Below are 18200 nucleotides of genomic sequence, written 5' to 3'. Positions count from 1 at the left end.
ATTAATTTTGTGTATAGCTAAGTAATGTAGACCTTCCTTATAAAGAAATCTATTTTGGTTAAAGTAATAACTACAATTCCTTTATGCTGCAAGGAGATCATCTTGTTGCCCCATAAATAATTCATTCGGCGACCTTGCACCCCGACTTGCTCTTGGTCTGCTATTCAGGCGATCCATTACAAATTGAACCTGCTCGTCTGTTACTTTATTAAAGTCGGTACCCTTTGGGAAATACTGTCAAATGAGGCCGTTAGTATTTTCATTGATCCCCCACTCCCAAGATGAGTATGGGTGAGCAAAGTAAATAGCAGCGCCTAAGTCTTTCGCAATCGTTTCATGACCAGCGAATTCTAGAACATTGTCGAAGGTAATTGTTTTGATTTTATCTTTGAATCTCACCATATGACTAACCGCCGCTTCAGCCAACAGGTCTGATCGTTTACCTGTCAATCCAACAATAACCGTAAATAACGTCTTGCGTTCAAGCATAGTCAGTAAAGCTCCGCCACGTCCCTTGCCTATAACGGTATCGCCTTCCCAGTCACCTATCCGATTCATCCGATCAACAACAGCTGGCCGATCATCTATGCTCACTCTGTTTTTGATCTTTCCGCGTCGATCATAATTCCCGTAGCGCTTGCGATAGCGCTCAGGTACAACCCTAAGATGCTTGTATAAGTCTCCACCATTTGTCTGATCTAAATAATAATTTGATAGATCGTCTCATGATGTAACGATACACCCGTATGCTTCCTTAAATAGCTTGCGGCCCGCTGAGGACTTAATTCTTTCCGAGTTAGGATATCTATTTGTTGCCACACGCTATCAGTCACTTTCTGTGCCTTATACGCTTGATGGCGTCTTAGCTCCGCAAGCGTATGTGCTTGTGCTGACCGATATCCTCGTAAACCTGTATTACGACGCAGCTCTCGGATGATCGTCGAGGGATGCCTCTCTAACAATTTTGCTATTGCTTTCTGAGTTTCTTAAGCTGTAAATCTGGTATCGTTCGTTCTCGCTCAGTTGGTTGTAGCTCATCAGTGCCTTTCTCTTGGTTGGGATAGGTGCCAACTCTACCAGCTGAGTCCTCCCTTACTAATTGCACTTATTATCCGAAATCAAGTTATTTAATAAATAAAGGCACCCTTATTCACATCGTGGATCTTGATTTAGCTATGATCCTAGCGGAGGTTTATATTTTGGAAAATACAAACCTGTTTAAATGGAGAAATGAAACTATTCCATTAGTTTCGAAGCCTAATTAAGGGTGCCATTCCAAAACATAGATGTCTGAATATACCATTAATTTTATATATCTAATACGCAAATATCCTCTAAATATTTACTTAGCTGGGAAATAATGATGTCCAAAAATATCAAACAAATACAAGAAAAATATAATCAAAATTGTATCTCTGAAATCTTTGAAAACGTAGTTAAAGAGAAACCAAACGATATCGCTATTACCTTTGAAGGTAAAAATTATACTTATAGTGAAATTAATGAAACAGCAAATAAGCTAGCTAGATTTATTCGAGATGAATGTAGTACTCTTGAGTTAAGTTCAACTATAAATTTGATAGTTGGAATATGCATGAGCAAAAGTGTTGAAATGATACTTAGTATTATTGCTGTACTCAAAGCTGGAGCTGCATATACACCGATTGATCCAGAATACCCTGAAAACAGAGTTAGATATATTTTGTCAGATGCTAATATAAAATTTATTTTAACGGAAGATAAGCTAGCAAAAAAATTATCGTCAATAAGCGAAAGTAAAGTTATTGCCTTAAATCCTAGTTTGTATAACAATAAATCTAATAAAAATTTAAGCTACTCTAGTGATGTCAATGATTTGGCATATATTATATATACTTCAGGAAGTACCGGACACCCCAAAGGTGTCATGATAGAGCAGAGATCTGTAGTCAATTATATGATCAATGTTTCCAGTATACTTTTAGGTGAAGTTAAACGCATAGACTATTCCACAAGTCTTTCTTTCGATCTGAGCGTGACCACAACTATCGTGGCTCTTATGTTAGGTAAGCAGATATGTATTTATTCTGGTTCTCTAGAAGATACTGATTTGTATGTAAAGCACCTCATTGATAATAAAATAGATTTTGTAAAATCCACTCCATCATATTTTTCTCTTATCCCTGATTCAAGTTTTAATGGTTATAAAATTAGGCAAGCCTTTATTGGAGGCGAGAAGCTAACAACCTATCAAGTTGAAAAAATATCCAAATTTGTAGAAATTATACACGATGAGTATGGCCCTACTGAGGCAACTGTAGGGGTAACAATTTGTCAAAAAATACAAACTACAGAAGAGGGTTTAATAGGTGAGCCATATTCTGGGATTAAATTATATATAGTCGATAAAAATAATAAGCACGTAAGTTATGGAGAAGTTGGAGAGTTACTTATAGGTGGATTAGGTCTAGCCAGAGGGTATATAAATAACGATAAATTAACAAAAGAAAAATTTATAGAGAATATATTTCCTGATCAAGATAATTTAATAAATGGTTGTAGCAGGCTGTATAGAACTGGTGATATGGTGATGCTTCTTCCGGATGGGAAATTAAAATATTTAGGTAGAAATGACGACCAAGTTAAAATTAGAGGCTATAGAATTGAGTTAAGAGAAATTGAAAGCTTAATAGTGGGAATCAATGGCGTTGAGCAGGCTATAGTCATAGCCGAGAGTGATCATGAATGTAGAAATTTAGTTGTATATTATACTTTAAATGAAAATTCTCATATAAAAAAAGAAGATATCGAAATAAAATTATCAGCTGAATTGCCTAATTATATGTTACCATCTACATATATTTATATGGATGAAATCCCACTAACTCAAAATGGCAAGATTGATAGAGGTAAATTACCAAAAATAGTATCAGTTCAAAAAAACCTTTCGCTCTCTACTAATGCAGAAAAACTTCTCCAAATATTGACTGAACTAATAGGTAGACCTATAACTAGTCTGTCTGAAAGTTTAGTTTCACAAGGCTTCAATTCCTTATTACTTATAAGGCTCTCAAATACCTTAAAAAGAGAATTTAATATTTCTCATGATGTGAAATTTATTTTCGATAAGTGTTCTTTTAATTCCATTCTAAAACGGATTGAAAGTGTATCTAATAAAAAAGCATGTAGTAATGCAGCCAGCCCCAATAGGATAAAAAAATCCAATACTAAAACTAATGTACCTTTGAGTTATCAGCAATTACCACTATGGTTTATCCATCAAACATCGCATCAAAGTTTGGCTTACAACGCTCAATTTACTGTGCACTTTTATGGAGAGTTAGATATTGGCGCTTTGAAGTCTTCCCTTGATTCTATGATAGAAAGGCATGAAATATGGAGGACAACTTTTCATGCTGATGAGAAAGACAATGGATATCCAATACAAAAAATGAATCCCCCTTGGGAAGCTGAAATAGAGATAATTAATTTAATAAAAATTGATAGAGATGAAGTAAAAGATGCCATTTCGAAAGAAATAGAAAGAAGGGTTAAAGTCCACTTTAATCTCGAAGAGCTGCCATTGATTACATGGACTCTTTTTAAAATTAGCGATAAAGAAAATATTTTATTACAAACTGATCATCATTTTTTACATGATGGTTGGTCCGTTGCAGTATTTTCTTATGAGCTAAATATATTATACGGCCAGTTTTCTAAAGGCATCAATCCAGTAATTGAGAAGTTACCTATTCAATATAGTGACTTTGTATTATGGCAAAGAAGGTCTTTACCTACTTTAGAGATAAAAAAAGGAATCAATGCATTTAAAAAGAAGTGCTCAGGTATACCACATCGATTAGGATTGCCAACTGACTTCCCTAGGCCCGTTGTAAACAACTATCAGGGAGAAAGATTAGATGTTCCTCTACCCAATAGATTGCTTAGCAAATTAGAAAGATTCGCCCATGAGCATGAGAAAACACTATATCCAATTTGTCTTGCAGTTTTTGGATATTTGATGAGTATTTATTGCCGTCAGGATAAAATGCTGATCGGTACTTCTAACGCAAACCGGTCAATAAAGGATTTAGAACCCCTAATGGGGATGATTGTAAATACTTTCCCATTGAATTTAGCAGTTAAACATAATGAAACGTTCAACGAACTATTGTCGAAAACAGCTAAATCTCTGAGGGATGCCGAAAAATGGCAGCATATTCCATTTTTCGAAATAGCGAAAGAAGTATGCTTAGATTTCTCATTGACCACAAACCCCCTTTTCCAAGTATTATTTGGATTTCATGATGCCCCATTATCTGATTTAAAGTGGGAAAAATTGAGTGGCGTGATAACTCCCCAGCATAATAAAAGCGCTAAGATGGATCTCAACATTATATTTATCCCAAAAGTACAAAGACAAGAAAAAAAGAACTTAGAGAAATGTGATTTTTTGATGACCTGGGAATATAATGCAGATTTATTTGAAAGATCTACTATCTATGGCATGATATCAAATTATATAAATATTCTTGATGCATGTTTACAAGACCCGAATATTACTTTATCAGAATTAAATCAAAAAATGATTTTCGAAAAGTATAATTTTAGGGAGGTAGCGTCTAATAGACAACATCTAGTACCAATAAGTTCCCAAGAAGGAAGTGTGATCGGCTTATTTGAAAGTCAAGTAAAGAATAATCCAGAAGGAGTGTCTATCTGTTTTGATGGATTGCGCTTAACTTACAAAGAGCTTAATGAATTATCCAACCAGCTTGCTAGAATATTGCTAGAAAATAATACAAGTAGAAATAAATTAATATTTTCTATATATCTAGAAAGATGTCCTGATTTCATAATTAGTATATTGGCTGTAATGAAGATAGGTGGTACATATTTACCGATGTGTACCGAGGATCCAATACAACGCACTATAAATATTTTAGAAAATAGTATGTGTCGAACTATATTAACGCATACCTGTCATGCTGGCAAATTCTCAGATGATGTAGATTATGATGTGGTTAAACTCGATGAATTGAAGTATATAAATGTAAGCAAAAAAAATATTAAAATAAAGAAAAACCTAAATAACATAGCATGTATAATTTTCACCTCGGGAACAACCGGCAACCCAAAAGGTGTTATGCTTTCATATAAGAATATTTTTGACTTCATTTGTAGTAAATTTATAAATTTAGAGTCAAATGATACCTTTACTTTTTTTGCATCCCCTGCATTTGACGCATCTATTTTTGAGATATTATTCCCCTTGAGTTTAGGGCTAAAGTTAATTATACCAAAGCAGTTTAAAGAGTTAATATCAAATCCGAAAGGATTAAATAACTTCTTTGAAAAATATGGCATAAATATTTTATGGTTGACAAAGACACTGTGTAATGAATTATTTACATCTGAACCTTCAATATTTAAAAATATTAAGTTCTTACTAGTCGGGGGGGAGCCTCTTGATGTTAATTTAATTAATTCTATGCTGGCATCTAAGTATAAGCCAAAACACATAATAAATGGATATGGTCCCACCGAGTGTACAGTTTTTTCTTGCATTTACTATATTGATAAGCCTGTGAAACGTAAGTCAGTTCCAATAGGTAAGCCAATACCTGGGAAGAAAATATATATTTTAAATAAAAATGGAATACCTGTGCCCAATGGAATAATTGGAGAGTTATTTATTGGTGGTTTAGGGGTATCTTCCGGCTATTTGAATAATGCTAGCTTAACACGTAGGCATTTCTTATATAATTCAAATTTTGATTATAATGATAAACTAGGCAGGTGTGGCTTTTTATATAGGACTGGGGATCTAGTGAGAAAATTAGCTGATGGGAATTTAGAATATATTGGCCGTGATGATTCCCAAGTAAAAATAAGAGGGTATCGTGTTGAATTAAACGAGGTAGAGGGAGCATTGCTCGCTATAAAAGGAATAGAACATGTGTATTTAGATATAAAGCGCATTGGTAACATAAAGCACATCGTTGCTTACTACATTTTGGATGAGAGTTCATTGTTAACAAAAATAAAAATTATAAACCTGATTTCTCGAGTTCTTCCAAGTTATGCTTTGCCTACTTTTTATCTAAAATTGAAACGTTTCCCAATGACAACTAATGGTAAGATCGATAGGGGCGCATTACCAGATCCTTCCAATCTCACAAAAGAGATTGTATTGCCATCGGTATCAGATGTAGAGAGAAAAATTTCTGGTATTTGGCAAGAACATCTTACGATAGATAAGGTTGGTATATTTGATAATTTTTTTAAACTTGGTGGAAATTCTATAAGTCTCATAGGTGTTCTGGCGAAAATAAATAAAGAATTTGAGGTGAATATATCTTATTTTGATTTTTTTAATAACCCTACTGTTAGACAGCTAGGCAACTTACTTGATCTCGAAGAAAATAGTAATATCGACACTGAATTACCGGAAATAAACAATGATCACAAGCTATCTAGCTTTAAGATTCCAAGTGAAAATGTAAAATTCCAATCACGAAATGTTAATAATATATTATTAACAGGGGTTACAGGATTTGTTGGTTCCCATCTCTTAATTGAGCTTCTAAATACAACTAAGGCTAATATATATTGTGTTATTAGATCTGATTCGGAATATGGGTTGATAGAAAGAGTAAATGGTTCATTAAATAAATATCAATTGTCTCATCGAGATATTGATAAACGTGTGATTTTTATGAGGGGCGATCTTAGAGAACCCTTATTAGATTTAGATAAAAATTTATACAATTTTCTTTGCGATAAAATAGACTTAATTCTACACTGCGGTGCTCATGTAAATCACGTTCTTCCATATGATGCTCTACGTTCTGTAAATGTTCTAGGCACTGTTGAGCTTATTAAGATTGCTAGAACAAAATGTATAAAGCCTATGCATTATATCTCAACAATTGGTGCTGCAACCAAAAATACTAATAGGGGAGAATTGGCCGAAGATTTTCCTGAAGGAGAACTATTGACATCCTCAATGGGGTATTATCGGTCGAAATGGGTTTCGGAGAAAATACTCACTGATCTTAGAGACATTGGTCATCCTGTTTATATATACAGACTTGGGCGGGTAACAGGCCATAGTAAAACAGGCGTTTGCAGTTATAGTAAAGACCATTTCCAGCTGTTCACCAAGGGGTGTATACAAATGGGTACTGCTCCCAATTTTGATAAAATAGTAGATATGCTTCCAGTAGATGTTGCCTCTCGTGTAATTGTTAACTTTATGTTAACTATGAAAAATAAAAGTCAAGTTTATAACCTATTCAATGATTGTGCAATTGACTGGGTCACCTATATCTCTCAATTGAGAAAAGTAGGATACGAAATTAAGTTTTTGCACTATAACGATTGGATAAAATGTCTTGAGGAAACTGATGAGGAAAATGCTTTATATTCATTAAAACCATTCTATTTAAATTCGATAAACAAAGATATTTTAGGGATTAAAAAACCTGTTGAAAATAATAAGATGAGGTACTGGCTATGGGAGCAAGGCGTTAGTTTTATTTCGCCTGAAAAGTCCTTGTTGAAACTTTATTTTAGATATCTTTCTAAAGCTAATTTTTTTCCTCCGGTTGGTCGATGAATGATAAGGAAAATTAATATTTCTTCTCGGCAAGGTAAAGTAAATTTCTAATTATATGGTTTGTTTAAAATGAATGATAAAAAAATAATTGATGTTGAGTTAAAATATGATTGTAACTTTGGCAATAAGCATCACTTGGCGCTAGTAAAGGGTAAAAATTCAAAGGTTTGGGATTCGAAGGACAATATATATATTGACTGTGTATCTGGAATGGGTGTTATGAATGTTGGCCATGCGAATCCGGAAATTATTGATGCAGTAAAAAATCAAGTAGCTAAATTATCTATATGTCATCAGTCTTATCCAAATAATAAACGAGCGGAATATCTTAATTCATTAGCCAGCATATTACCGAAAGGATTATCAAAGATCTATCTATGCAATTCAGGAACTGAAGCTACTGAAGCTATGTTAAAAGTAACTTTAGCTGCTACTAAACGCACAAAAATTGTAGCATGTAAAGGTGGATATCATGGTCTGACCCTTGGTGCGACAGGCCTTGCTTCGCTCCCCTCACTTCGTGAACCATTTAAGAGTATCATCCATGAAGCCACTTTTATAGAATTTAACAATATTGAAGAACTTCATGGGGCTGTTGATAATAATACAGCAGCAGTAGTATTTGAATTAGTTCAAGGTAGTTCAGGAGGGGAGGCTGCTACTAAGGAGTTTGTGCAAGCCGCAAGAGAACTGACAGATAAATTTGGTTCATGTCTTATTTTTGACGAGGTTTTAACTGGATTTTGCCGGACAGGAAAATGGTTCGCTACAAATCATTATGATTCATTTCCAGATGGAATCATATTAGCAAAAGCAATTGGCGGAGGGCTACCGATTGGTGCATTCGCCATGACAAAAGAGTTGGCTGACAATTTTCCCAAAGGTATTCATAGTAATACCTTTGGTGGAAATCCATTGAGCATGGCTGCTGGATTGGCAGCTATTGAATATGCTAAAAGAACTAACTTATGTGAACAAACAGAAAAAAAATCAGACTTTTTTGATTGTCTAAGTAAGAATTTGATAGGAAGAAGCTTAAAAAGTATAAAAGGTATGGGTTTACTAAAGAGCTTAGCTCTGAGAGGAGACAGTCAGGAGTACATGCTATTATTACGTGAAAAGTTTAACATACTAACAATTCCTCGAAATGAATCATTACTTCTTTTACCCCCGCTTACTATACCTTATAAAGATATAGAAGTGATTGTAAGAGCGCTCTCAAATACTTTTTGTAAATTTGATTCTTAAAAATAGCTTATATTAACTTTATTAAATTTTGCATATATCGAACGCTCAATTTTTGCGTTATTACCAATTAACATCTATAGGTGGTAACCACAAAAACTTAACTTAACACCAAAGTCTAAATATTTTATGACTTTAAGATTTAACGAGATCCCATATTATAAACGGACTTTGTGAATCAGAATAACTATTTCTTTCATAGTCGCCATAAATGTTTTTAATTTTGAAACCTACACGGTTTGCCATTTCCTCAAAAGAATCTTTCGAAATTAATTCAAATTTCATTTTTACAATATGTTTTGAGTTTAATTTTCCCGATTTGTCAAATTTCTCATAGAATCTAAATCTATCCACAGTAGGGTGCCCACCTTGTTCAAAACCGGAAACATGTAGCAACCCATCTTCTAATGAATAGACTCCTATAGAGTGTAAGCAACCATTAACTGAATCTTTACGCACGGTAGGGTTGTGTATTGGACAGAGGAATCTACCACCGGGAACCAGAGCTCTATATATACGAGATAGAGTACATAATTGTTTGTTCTCGCCGAGTAGCTCCATGAATGAATGAAAGGGCAATATCGCTAGTTCAAATTTTTGATACAGTGATATTTTAGTAACATCTTCACAAATGACTTCTGCAGAGTACTTGTGTTGAGTGATTTTTTCTTTGAGTATTTTTAACATTTCAGGTGATATGTCAATGCATGTCAGTTTTGCCCCAGCCTCTAAAAGTGGAATTGATACTCTACCTGTTCCAGATGTTAGCTCCAATACATTCTTTCCATAAACTTTCTCACTCTTGTAAAAATCTAAATCAAAATCTAGATCTTTACAGATGATGTCATAATAACTAGCGATTGTTTTATAGTATTCTATGTTCATATCTTTTTTATGAAGTTTAACCCTGTTGTGTTTAAGTCCGCCCGGACACCACTTTAAGCACATTTCTCAAATTTGATGGGGGTTACATACCCCAGCGTTGTTTGTAACATATATGAGTTGTAATACGTAATATAGGCTCTCAAATCGGATATCGCCTCTTCCCTTGTCGAATAGAGATTTCCCGACAACTTCCCTTGTGGATCATTGAACACACCATTTCAACTGTCTCAACAGCGTTTTATAGGTATTGGCATACTGGCTGCCTCGATCAGAGTGGTGTAGAAGCCCCTCTGTTGGTGTACACAAATTGACAGCCATCATCAATGCACTTCTTACCAAGGAGGTTCCTTTTGGCCATCTAGATGCCAACCAACAATCCTGCGTGAATAGAAATCAATCATTACTGTCAAGTACAAAGAGTCCCGCAAAGTCCAGATGTACATAATATCAATAGTCCAAACTTGATTTTTAGCACTCGGTGAGGATTTCCTATTCAGGGGGTTCTCTTCGACCGGCAGTTGACGTTTACTGTCTGTAGTTAGTGTAAAGCGCTTATTGCACTTTACTACCAATCCTAGCTCTTTCATTAGCTTACGGACTAGATAGCGCCCGATTTCAAAGCCTTCCTTGCGTAAAAGCTTCATTAACCGACGACTTCTGAGACTCTGTCGGGATTCTGCAAATAAGGCCTCCAAACTATGGCATAGTTACCAAGTTTGGCTATCTATTGAGCTATCATTACGGCGACACCAATCGTAATAGCTATTCTTATTTACCTGCATTACTCGGCAGATCACCCTAACTGGAAAGCTGCCTTGCAGCTTCTTGATAAAGTTGTACTTTATTTTATTTCTTCCGCAAAGAAGGCGCTGGCCTTTTTAGGAGCTCCTTCTCCATACGCAACTGCCTTACTTCACGCCGCAGCCGGTTTAATTCAGATCGCTCATCAACACTCAGCCTCACACCACCTTCTTCCTGCTCCAGCTCCTTTATCCAGCGTCGTAGAATGTTGGTAGTGGTACCAACAGCTTTAACTACGTTTGAAATCGAATACCGTTGCTCAGAGACTAGGGTTACAGTGTCTTTCTTGAACTCGGGCATGAATTGCCGGCGTTGTCAATACTCCACCTCGCTTGGTGGTTTTATCATCTTAGCGAAGTGTCCGGAAAGATTAGACCAGTACAACTCCTGCATCACTAGAATATGAGAGAGTTGGCCGTCAAGGTTGTAATAGGGGAGTTTATCCTCATTTTTATGAGATTAATTTTGAGTTGTGTTGAGCCAACTAATGATTGCTTTATGTTCGACTTCCCCTATTGTATTCATGCTCGGATGATACCTGTCATGAATTTTGATAATCTTGATGTTGTCATTACTCAACTGTTCGAAATCTGCGTAAGGAGAAATTTTGTCCGAATCTGAGAATATTAGTAGTGTAGGGGCCTGGGAGGACTTAATAATAGGTAGTATTTTCGTATCATTCAAATTGACTTCGGCTTTTTTTAAGGCTAAAAGTGCACCCTTACGGAAGTCCCTCTCAGGAATAATTCTGCTTAGTAGGGGGTGGTCACGTTTTGCATAATTGTAAACAGCTTCATCAAATGGTGGCATCGGAGCCAAAAGAATGATTCCACTGATATCTGTTCTTAAAGAGGAGATATATGTGGCCGTTAAGGCGCCCATAGAATTTCCGACAATATAAATTCCTCCATCGCCGATAACCCCTTCCTCAACTAGGCTGTCAATAAGATTGTTGATATATTTACTGTCTTCTACCCCATATTTCTTTCTGCCATCAGAACCGCCATGGCCAAGTAGATCAGGAACAACAACCTGAAATCCAAGGAAGCGGAAATACAGAGCTGAATTAAGCATAAATTCTTTGGAGGTTCGAAATCCATGTAATAAGATTACAGTGCCAGAGTAATGTTTTTCTAAAGAATTTCTATTTAAGTTAATCTCTACAAAATTTTTCCTGTCTCCCTCTCCAAATTCCACAGAGTACTGGAGGTTGTTGCTGGTTGAGGGTGGTCCGTAATAATAACTAATGCAGTTGTTTATTTTGACTGGACAATATTTATCTTTTTTGAAGCCTAGGCCTTCAATTTTTTCATTGCTTACATCTTCATCAAGAGGGAAGTTTTCAGCTTCCTCTATAAATCTGGCAATTCTTTTAGAGCAGGCCGAGGTGGCTAGACATATTAAGGCGACAATGCTCGCTCTAATTAAATTTTCTTTGAATGTCATTATGCTTAGCTGTAGTTGATAGCTATAATTAATTCATTCGACACTTAGATCATCATGATACTCAATGAATAATTTATCCGATGATCTTCCGCTGCTGCTCGCTCTTGGTCTACAGTATAGTCGACCTGTCTCAAATTAGATCTGCATATCTGTTACCTTATAAAAAATTAGTATCTATTAGCGAATGATAATAGATGAGCCCGTTGGTAATTCATGAATGGATCCCTCCCAGGATGTGTAAGGGAGCAAAATAAATATCTGACTCTCATGTCCCGTGAACTCAGGACTATAACTCAACATGATCCTTTGACCTTATCTTTGAGGTATATCATATGAGTAATCTTCGCTTCGGCCAACAAGCTAACAATGTGAGACGTTTCGATCTACATTTGGATCTCTTTTAATTCCATCCGTTATGCTCAGAGATTTTAGGCAATTGACTAAGTTCTTAATCCCCGCCATCTCTGGATTGTTTCCTGTTTGTTCAATGAGGGGTAATCTCTCAACATGTGCAGGATGTTACTGATTAACAAAATTTTGCTTTAAAAGTAGTAGCTACGTAATTTTTATTTCTTTAATTTTTATCAAAATTTAACGAGGCAAAATAAATTAATTACAGAAGTTAAAGCGCCCTAAAAGGCACACTGTCAACATTGACAGCTCAGGCACTCCCCCATGTTCCTGAACGCTGTCAAGAATATCAGTCAGCAAGAAGCTGAGTATCTCTAGTGTTTCCGCGAGGGCCTGTGTTGTTTTCATAGCCTTATCAGCGACTAAGGGAGGCTTTGACGTCCATGTAGCAGTGATAATTGCTTTCCGTTCATATTGTCTGAGGCGGGCATACCCAGTAGTTCCTGGTCATTGGTTTGTGACACCTAATGACCGTCTAGTCGTATTACCTTGTTTGACTTGAAATCTTTTATGGATGATATAATGTATCATTTTGTTGGTCGAAGTATGGCTACCTGTCTTAAATACTCGAAGATTAAAAGGATTGTTGTGAGAGATACTTTAGGGATTTTGGCTTCTGGAGTTTGCCTGGTGCACTGTCTTTTGACCCCTTTATTACCATTATTGGGCGGTTTAGGGATATTGGGTGCACTGCAGGACGACCAGTTTCTCCACTTGCTTTTGCTCGTGCCGGTAGTGACCCTGGCTTTGGCCAGCTTCCCAGCCTCCTGTCGACGTCATCAACGCTATGCGGTAATGGTCGTGGGCTTCTCTGGGGCACTGCTATTGGTTGGGGCGCTTTACCTGGAGGGAGCATGGGAGCTAGTCGCCAGCATCCTCGGTGCTGGCTTGTTAATCATCGCCCACTGGGTAAACCAGCGCTTGATATATCGAGTGGCTTAAGTTGATTAGGTGAGGATAATGAATTTTGCACGGGTTCCGTTGGTTGCTTTGTTTTTTGCCGGTCCAGTTGCCGGAGATATGGGGGGCATACTCACGGTGAGGCAATAATGTACCTGGTGGCCGAGGTAGATAGAATCCGTATCGAGCTGGAGTCACCTTCAGCCAATCTGGTGGGGTTTGAGCACGCGCCACGCAGCCATGCTCAACAGCAGTTGTTGGATCAAGTGTCTCTCGAACTCTCTAAGCCTGATCTTTTCTTGGAGTTTGTTGGAACCAATTGTAAGCCCCGAAGCGTGGATGTTGAGGTGCCTTATAGCGCTGAAGTTAGCAGTGATAGTTCGGTACATAGCGGTTTCCATGCTAGCTATGAATTCAAGTGTGATAATCTGGCACAGTTCAACAGCGTTATTGTTACCCTGTTTGAGAGATTTCCCGGTATTCATGGGATTGCAGTGCAATGGGTCAGCTCCGGTCGACAGGGTGCTGAACTGCTCACTGTTAAAGACAACAAACTGCAAATGAAATAGCTATGAAAGCATCCCAAATCAGACAGACCCTGAGTGTGGCAGAACAAGCCTGCCGTAGCTCAGGGGCGCGCCTGACTGAAAAGCGCAAGAATGTCCTAACCGTTTTGCTGCGCTCTAAAACCCCGCTCTCAGCCTATGAAATAGCGGAGCATTACAATAGTGACGTCGGCGACTCAATTCCTGCCATGTCAGTCTATCGAATGCTGGACTTCCTGGCCGCAGAGAACTTGGTTCACAAGCTTAATTCAGAAAACAAGTATCTGGCATGTGCTCATATTGCCTGTGATCACAGCCACCAAACCCCACAGTTTTTAATCTGCAACCGGTGTAGCAAAGTACGGGAAATTGGCATCAGACCGGAAGTCATCACCGCGCTGCGCGATACAGTTGAAAGTGCTGGGTTTCATCTTCAAACGTCGCAACTAGAGTTGGATTGTGTCTGTGATGAATGTAGCCGGGAAGCAGCTTAGTGGCGGCTAGTCAGTTGATACGCGGGGTACCCGCCAACGTTATCACCGGTTTTCTGGGTGTTGGCAAGACGACCGCAATCCGCCACCTTCTGGAAAGTAAGCCCGATGATGAACGCTGGGCTGTTCTGGTCAATGAGTTTGGAGAGGTGGGTGTTGACGGTGCACTTTTTGAACCGGGCCAGGAAGATAGCATTTATATCCGAGAGGTACCCGGTGGCTGTATGTGCTGTGCGGCGGGCTTACCAATGCAGGTTGCTTTAAACCAGTTACTGGCCAAAGCCAGGCCCCATCGTTTATTGATCGAGCCCACGGGCCTGGGGCATCCACGAGAGGTGCTCGAAGCGCTGTCCGACGCTGTACGCGGCGGTGTTTTGAACCTTCGCGGTACGCTTACTTTGGTGGATGCCCGCTGTATAGGGGACGACCGCTATTTGCGTAGTGAGACTTTTCGGCAGCAATTAGAAGTTGCCGACCTGGTGGTTGCCAACAAGTCTGACCTCTATGGCCCTGAGGACTTGCAGAACCTTCAGCGTTTTCTCTCATTTTTAGGTGAAGGCACAGAAAAACCTCTTCAAGTGGTGGAGCAGGGGCGTATCGAACTAGGCTGGCTTCAACTTCCCAGTGGTTTCCAGGTTTCTACAGGGAATAATCACCAGCATCCGGTAAATCAGTTGGTGGATGAAGTTGAGCTATTACCGGATTGTGGTTATCTCCGCTCAGAGAATAGTGGAGAGGGCTACTACAGCTGTGGCTGGCGTTTTAGCCCTGAATTTATATTTGACCATGATGCGCTCTTTTCACTATTCAGCGGCGCTGAAGCTGAGAGAATCAAGGGTGTATTTATTACCGAGCAAGGTGTATTTGGATTTAACAAGGCTGACAAAGTGCTTACAGTCTTGGAGCTGGATGACACTTTGGAAAGCCGGGTGGAGGTGATTAACCAGGCACCTTTGGGCTGGGATGAGATGGAGAAGTCCTGGATCGATGCTCTGGTAGATAATCAAGATATCGAGCCGAAGGTTTTTATAAATCCAAATAGTTGTTAGGTGAGATACACAAATCTGGCCATCCTCACAGGAAGTCTCTGACTTAATTTAAAATTTCCGAGTAAATATGAAAATAAAAAATTCGATCGTTTTCAGGGTTGCAACTGCTGCATTATTTGCTGGAGTGAGTTACTCCAGCCTTGCCACAGAGAAAGAGAGTGTTTCGACCGAAGGCATGTGGCAGCCTCACCAGTTGCCTGAACTGTCCAAAGAGCTTCGGGGTCATGGGCTCGAGCTGGACCCAGCCAGCATGACCAAGCTCACTGAATTCCCAATGAATGCGGTGATCAGCCTTGGGGGCTGTTCCGCTTCCTTTGTTTCTCCCCAGGGATTGGTGATTACCAACCACCACTGTGCCTACGGCTCAATTTCATACAATTCAACAGAATCCAAGGATTTACTGGCGGAAGGTTTCCTGGCCGGGGACTTATCAGAAGAGCTGGCTGCTGCACCTGGCTCCCGTGTCTATGTCACCGTAGAAATGAACGAAGTGACAGATAAGGTCAACAGTCGCCTGACTGATGAGATGGATGGCGCTGCACGTTTTGCCGCAATCGAAGAAGCCGAGAAGTTACTGGTTTCCGAGTGTGAAAAAGATCCGGGACATCGCTGTGAGGTCTATAGCTACTACGGCGGTTTGAATTACTACCTGGTCAAGCAACTGGAAATCCGCGATGTGCGTTTGGTTCATGCACCAGCGTCTTCAATCGGAAAATTCGGAGGTGATATCGATAACTGGATGTGGCCGCGTCACACTGGCGATTATGCTTTCTACCGCGCCTATGTTGGTAAAGATGGCAAACCGGCGGATTACTCCAAAGATAATGTCCCTTACCAGCCCAAACACTACCTACCTGTAGCGGCAAAAGGCCCTAAGGAAGACGATTTTGTGATGGTTGCCGGTTACCCTGGTCGCACTAATCGTTATCGCACTGGCCAAGAAGTGGAAAGCAACTTCAATTGGTATTACCCAAACATGCAGCGGGTATTGGGTGAGTGGTCAGAAACGATTGGTGCAGCTACCGACGATAATAAAGATGCAGAGTTAAAGTATGCCAGCCTTGTAGCAGGTTTGAATAATTACTCTAAAAACTTTACTGGCATGATGGAGGGGTACCAGCGTAGCGATCTATTGCAGCGTAAAGAAAAGCTGGAAAAAGATTTGCAGGCTTGGGTGGATTCAGACAAAGCCCGCCAGAAAAAATACCAGTCGACGATTGATGACCTTCAGGCACTGGTTGTAGAAAAAGAATCAACCCGTGAACAGGACCTGGCGATTGATTACATGGATCGCTCTGCCATGCTGGGTGCTGCGAGCAAACTGTATCGATTGGCCAAAGAGAATGAAAAGCCTGATGCTGAGCGTAAGCCGGGTTATCAAGAGCGGGATCTGACTCGATTCACGGAGGGTATGCGTCGTATTGAGCGCAGCTACCATCCATCAGTCGACAAGCAGATCTGGCTCTACTTCCTGGACCGTTACCAGGCACTTCCAAAGGAGCAGCGTATAACCAGTTTTGATCGTTACCTAGGCATCGATAAAGGCAATGCTGGTTTAGAGCCAACTCTCGACAAAATGTATAAGGGCACGGAGCTTTCCGATGTCGAGGTACGTGAGGGCTGGATCGGCAAAAAGCCTGAAGACTTCAAAGAGAGCAAAGATCCGTTTATTCAACTGGCGGTAGCCATGTACGATGACATGCTTGCGCGCGAAGAGCATGAGGAGTCCATGAAAGGGCGCTTTGCCCAGTTGCGTCCACAGTACATGGAGATGCTGATTGACTATTACCATTCACTGGGTAAGCCGGTCTACCCGGATGCAAATAGCTCCCTCCGTGTAACCTATGGTTTGGTTAAAGGTTATGAGCCACCAGCTGGAACAATTAAGAAGGCCGCTGATGGCAATGACGGTAAGCAAGGTTTTGTACCTTTTACAACTTTGCGTGGCATTAAGGCCAAGTATACCGGCGAGGACCCCTTTGATGCCCCCAGAGCTTTGATGGAAGCTATCGATAAGAAGAACTTTGGCCGTTACTATGAAAAGCAGCTGGATTCAGTGCCGGTTAATTTTTTAAGTACCGTAGATATTACGGGCGGTAACTCAGGATCCCCGACAATGAATGGTCGCGGTGAGCTGGTGGGTGTTGTGTTCGATGGAACCTACGATAGCATCAATGCCGATTGGGATTTCACCGATAGTACCCGGGCGATTCATGTCGATATCGCTTATATTCTCTGGGTAATGGAGAATATTGACGGTGCTGGATATCTGGTTCGGGAGATGGGCCAATAACCTTATTGCTGGACAGTAGCATCACTAAACGAATCGAAATTGATTGTTTAGTGATGCACTGAGACTAATCTATCCAATTACTGGCTTTCATACTCCGAGAGTTTCTTCTTATCAATTTTACCCACGGCGGTAATCGGAAGGCGAGATAATACATTAAGGTGCTCTGGTAGCTTAAAGGGGGCCCACCTCTTTTGGTCAGGAAGTCGCTTAATATTTGTAGCCTGGGCGCTTTATCTGCATACGCAATAGCTGCACCAACTAGCTCTCCCAGCTCTTTGTCCGGCAGGGGGGGTAACAACTGCCTGCTGAATATTTGGATGGGCGATCAGGTGCACTTCAATTTCGTCGTATGAAAAATTTACCCACCTTGATAATCAATATTACAGGCAGTGTAATTTAAAATTAAGAGAATGTTTCCTGGCGATCCGTCTGAAAATAAATCGCATAATCCGCAGCATGGAAAGACCGGAAATTTGACTTGTAAGAGTTAGGCGAAGAGTTGAAGTTGGGTAGTTCGACTTTTACTCTCTAAAA

At 39.4% G+C, this 18200-nt stretch carries 12 protein-coding genes and 1 pseudogene; 7 read left to right on the top strand and 6 right to left on the bottom strand.

Annotation, left to right across the window (positions count from 1 at the left end; genetic code table 11):
* Positions 1–81: 81 nt before the first annotated feature.
* Positions 82–1038: pseudogene (locus tag GL2_RS18215) on the bottom strand (IS30 family transposase).
* A gap of 325 nt (positions 1039–1363) precedes the next feature.
* Between GL2_RS18215 and GL2_RS18210 the strand changes: the two are divergent.
* Entirely contained in the window at positions 1364–7600 is a 6237-nt protein-coding gene (locus GL2_RS18210; protein ID WP_172621200.1) for a non-ribosomal peptide synthetase, read from the top strand.
* A gap of 69 nt (positions 7601–7669) precedes the next feature.
* The gene (locus GL2_RS18205; RefSeq protein WP_143732155.1) at positions 7670–8848 is read left to right on the top strand and encodes an aspartate aminotransferase family protein; all 1179 of its coding nucleotides are present in this window, start codon (positions 7670–7672) and stop codon (positions 8846–8848) included.
* Between the two features lie 132 nt (positions 8849–8980).
* On the opposite strand, the gene GL2_RS18200 is transcribed toward GL2_RS18205, so the two are convergent.
* The 5 genes from GL2_RS18200 to GL2_RS18185 form a co-directional block, all read right to left on the bottom strand.
* Entirely contained in the window at positions 8981–9730 is a 750-nt protein-coding gene (locus GL2_RS18200; protein WP_172621199.1) for a class I SAM-dependent methyltransferase, read from the bottom strand.
* 53 nt (positions 9731–9783) lie between these two features.
* A complete protein-coding gene (locus tag GL2_RS22475) occupies positions 9784–9942 on the bottom strand; it encodes an IS3 family transposase (protein WP_370452076.1) in 159 nt (52 codons plus the stop codon).
* Between the two features lie 120 nt (positions 9943–10062).
* Positions 10063–10374 carry a DDE-type integrase/transposase/recombinase gene (locus tag GL2_RS22470; protein WP_370452075.1) on the bottom strand — a complete coding sequence of 104 codons (312 nt, stop codon included), beginning with the start codon at positions 10372–10374 and terminating at the stop codon, positions 10063–10065.
* A 202-nt stretch (positions 10375–10576) separates the two neighbouring features.
* Positions 10577–10831 carry a transposase gene (locus GL2_RS18190; protein ID WP_143732150.1) on the bottom strand — a complete coding sequence of 85 codons (255 nt, stop codon included), beginning with the start codon at positions 10829–10831 and terminating at the stop codon, positions 10577–10579.
* 159 nt (positions 10832–10990) lie between these two features.
* Positions 10991–11977, bottom strand: a complete 987-nt coding sequence (locus tag GL2_RS18185) for an alpha/beta hydrolase (RefSeq protein ID WP_143732148.1) — start codon at positions 11975–11977, stop codon at positions 10991–10993.
* A gap of 1053 nt (positions 11978–13030) precedes the next feature.
* Between GL2_RS18185 and GL2_RS18180 the strand changes: the two genes are divergently transcribed.
* The 5 genes from GL2_RS18180 to GL2_RS18160 all read left to right on the top strand — a co-directional run bounded on the left by GL2_RS18180 (position 13031) and on the right by GL2_RS18160 (position 17666).
* Positions 13031–13330 (top strand): MerC domain-containing protein, encoded by a 300-nt coding sequence (locus GL2_RS18180; protein ID WP_232053680.1) that lies wholly within the window; start codon positions 13031–13033, stop codon positions 13328–13330.
* A 107-nt stretch (positions 13331–13437) separates the two neighbouring features.
* Positions 13438–13857 (top strand): DUF2796 domain-containing protein, encoded by a 420-nt coding sequence (locus GL2_RS18175; protein ID WP_143732144.1) that lies wholly within the window; start codon positions 13438–13440, stop codon positions 13855–13857.
* 2 nt (positions 13858–13859) lie between these two features.
* On the top strand, positions 13860–14327 hold the full coding sequence (locus tag GL2_RS18170; RefSeq protein WP_020415334.1) for a Fur family transcriptional regulator: 468 nt from the start codon (positions 13860–13862) through the stop codon (positions 14325–14327).
* Positions 14327–15373 (top strand): GTP-binding protein, encoded by a 1047-nt coding sequence (locus tag GL2_RS18165; protein WP_143732142.1) that lies wholly within the window; start codon positions 14327–14329, stop codon positions 15371–15373. Before GL2_RS18170 ends, GL2_RS18165 begins: the two co-directional genes overlap by 1 nt.
* A 67-nt stretch (positions 15374–15440) precedes the next feature.
* Positions 15441–17666: a S46 family peptidase gene (locus tag GL2_RS18160; RefSeq protein ID WP_143732140.1), complete on the top strand. Its 2226-nt coding sequence runs from the start codon at positions 15441–15443 to the stop codon at positions 17664–17666.
* Positions 17667–18200: the final 534 nt, after the last annotated feature.

Origin of the sequence: Microbulbifer sp. GL-2 (assembly GCF_007183175.1) — a bacterium.
Lineage (GTDB): Bacteria > Pseudomonadota > Gammaproteobacteria > Pseudomonadales > Cellvibrionaceae > Microbulbifer.
Note: the sequence above shows the minus strand (reverse complement) of the source record. Positions and strands in the feature narration are given on the sequence as shown.

Coding starts and splice junctions, on each gene's coding strand:
- GL2_RS18210 (WP_172621200.1), top strand. CDS start 1,364: ATGTCCAAAAATATCAAACAAATACAAGAAAAATATAATCAAAATTGT.
- GL2_RS18205 (WP_143732155.1), top strand. CDS start 7,670: ATGAATGATAAAAAAATAATTGATGTTGAGTTAAAATATGATTGTAAC.
- GL2_RS18200 (WP_172621199.1), bottom strand. CDS start 9,730: ATGAACATAGAATACTATAAAACAATCGCTAGTTATTATGACATCATC.
- GL2_RS22470 (WP_370452075.1), bottom strand. CDS start 10,374: ATGAAGCTTTTACGCAAGGAAGGCTTTGAAATCGGGCGCTATCTAGTC.
- GL2_RS18190 (WP_143732150.1), bottom strand. CDS start 10,831: ATGCCCGAGTTCAAGAAAGACACTGTAACCCTAGTCTCTGAGCAACGG.
- GL2_RS18185 (WP_143732148.1), bottom strand. CDS start 11,977: ATGACATTCAAAGAAAATTTAATTAGAGCGAGCATTGTCGCCTTAATA.
- GL2_RS18175 (WP_143732144.1), top strand. CDS start 13,438: ATGTACCTGGTGGCCGAGGTAGATAGAATCCGTATCGAGCTGGAGTCA.
- GL2_RS18170 (WP_020415334.1), top strand. CDS start 13,860: ATGAAAGCATCCCAAATCAGACAGACCCTGAGTGTGGCAGAACAAGCC.
- GL2_RS18160 (WP_143732140.1), top strand. CDS start 15,441: ATGAAAATAAAAAATTCGATCGTTTTCAGGGTTGCAACTGCTGCATTA.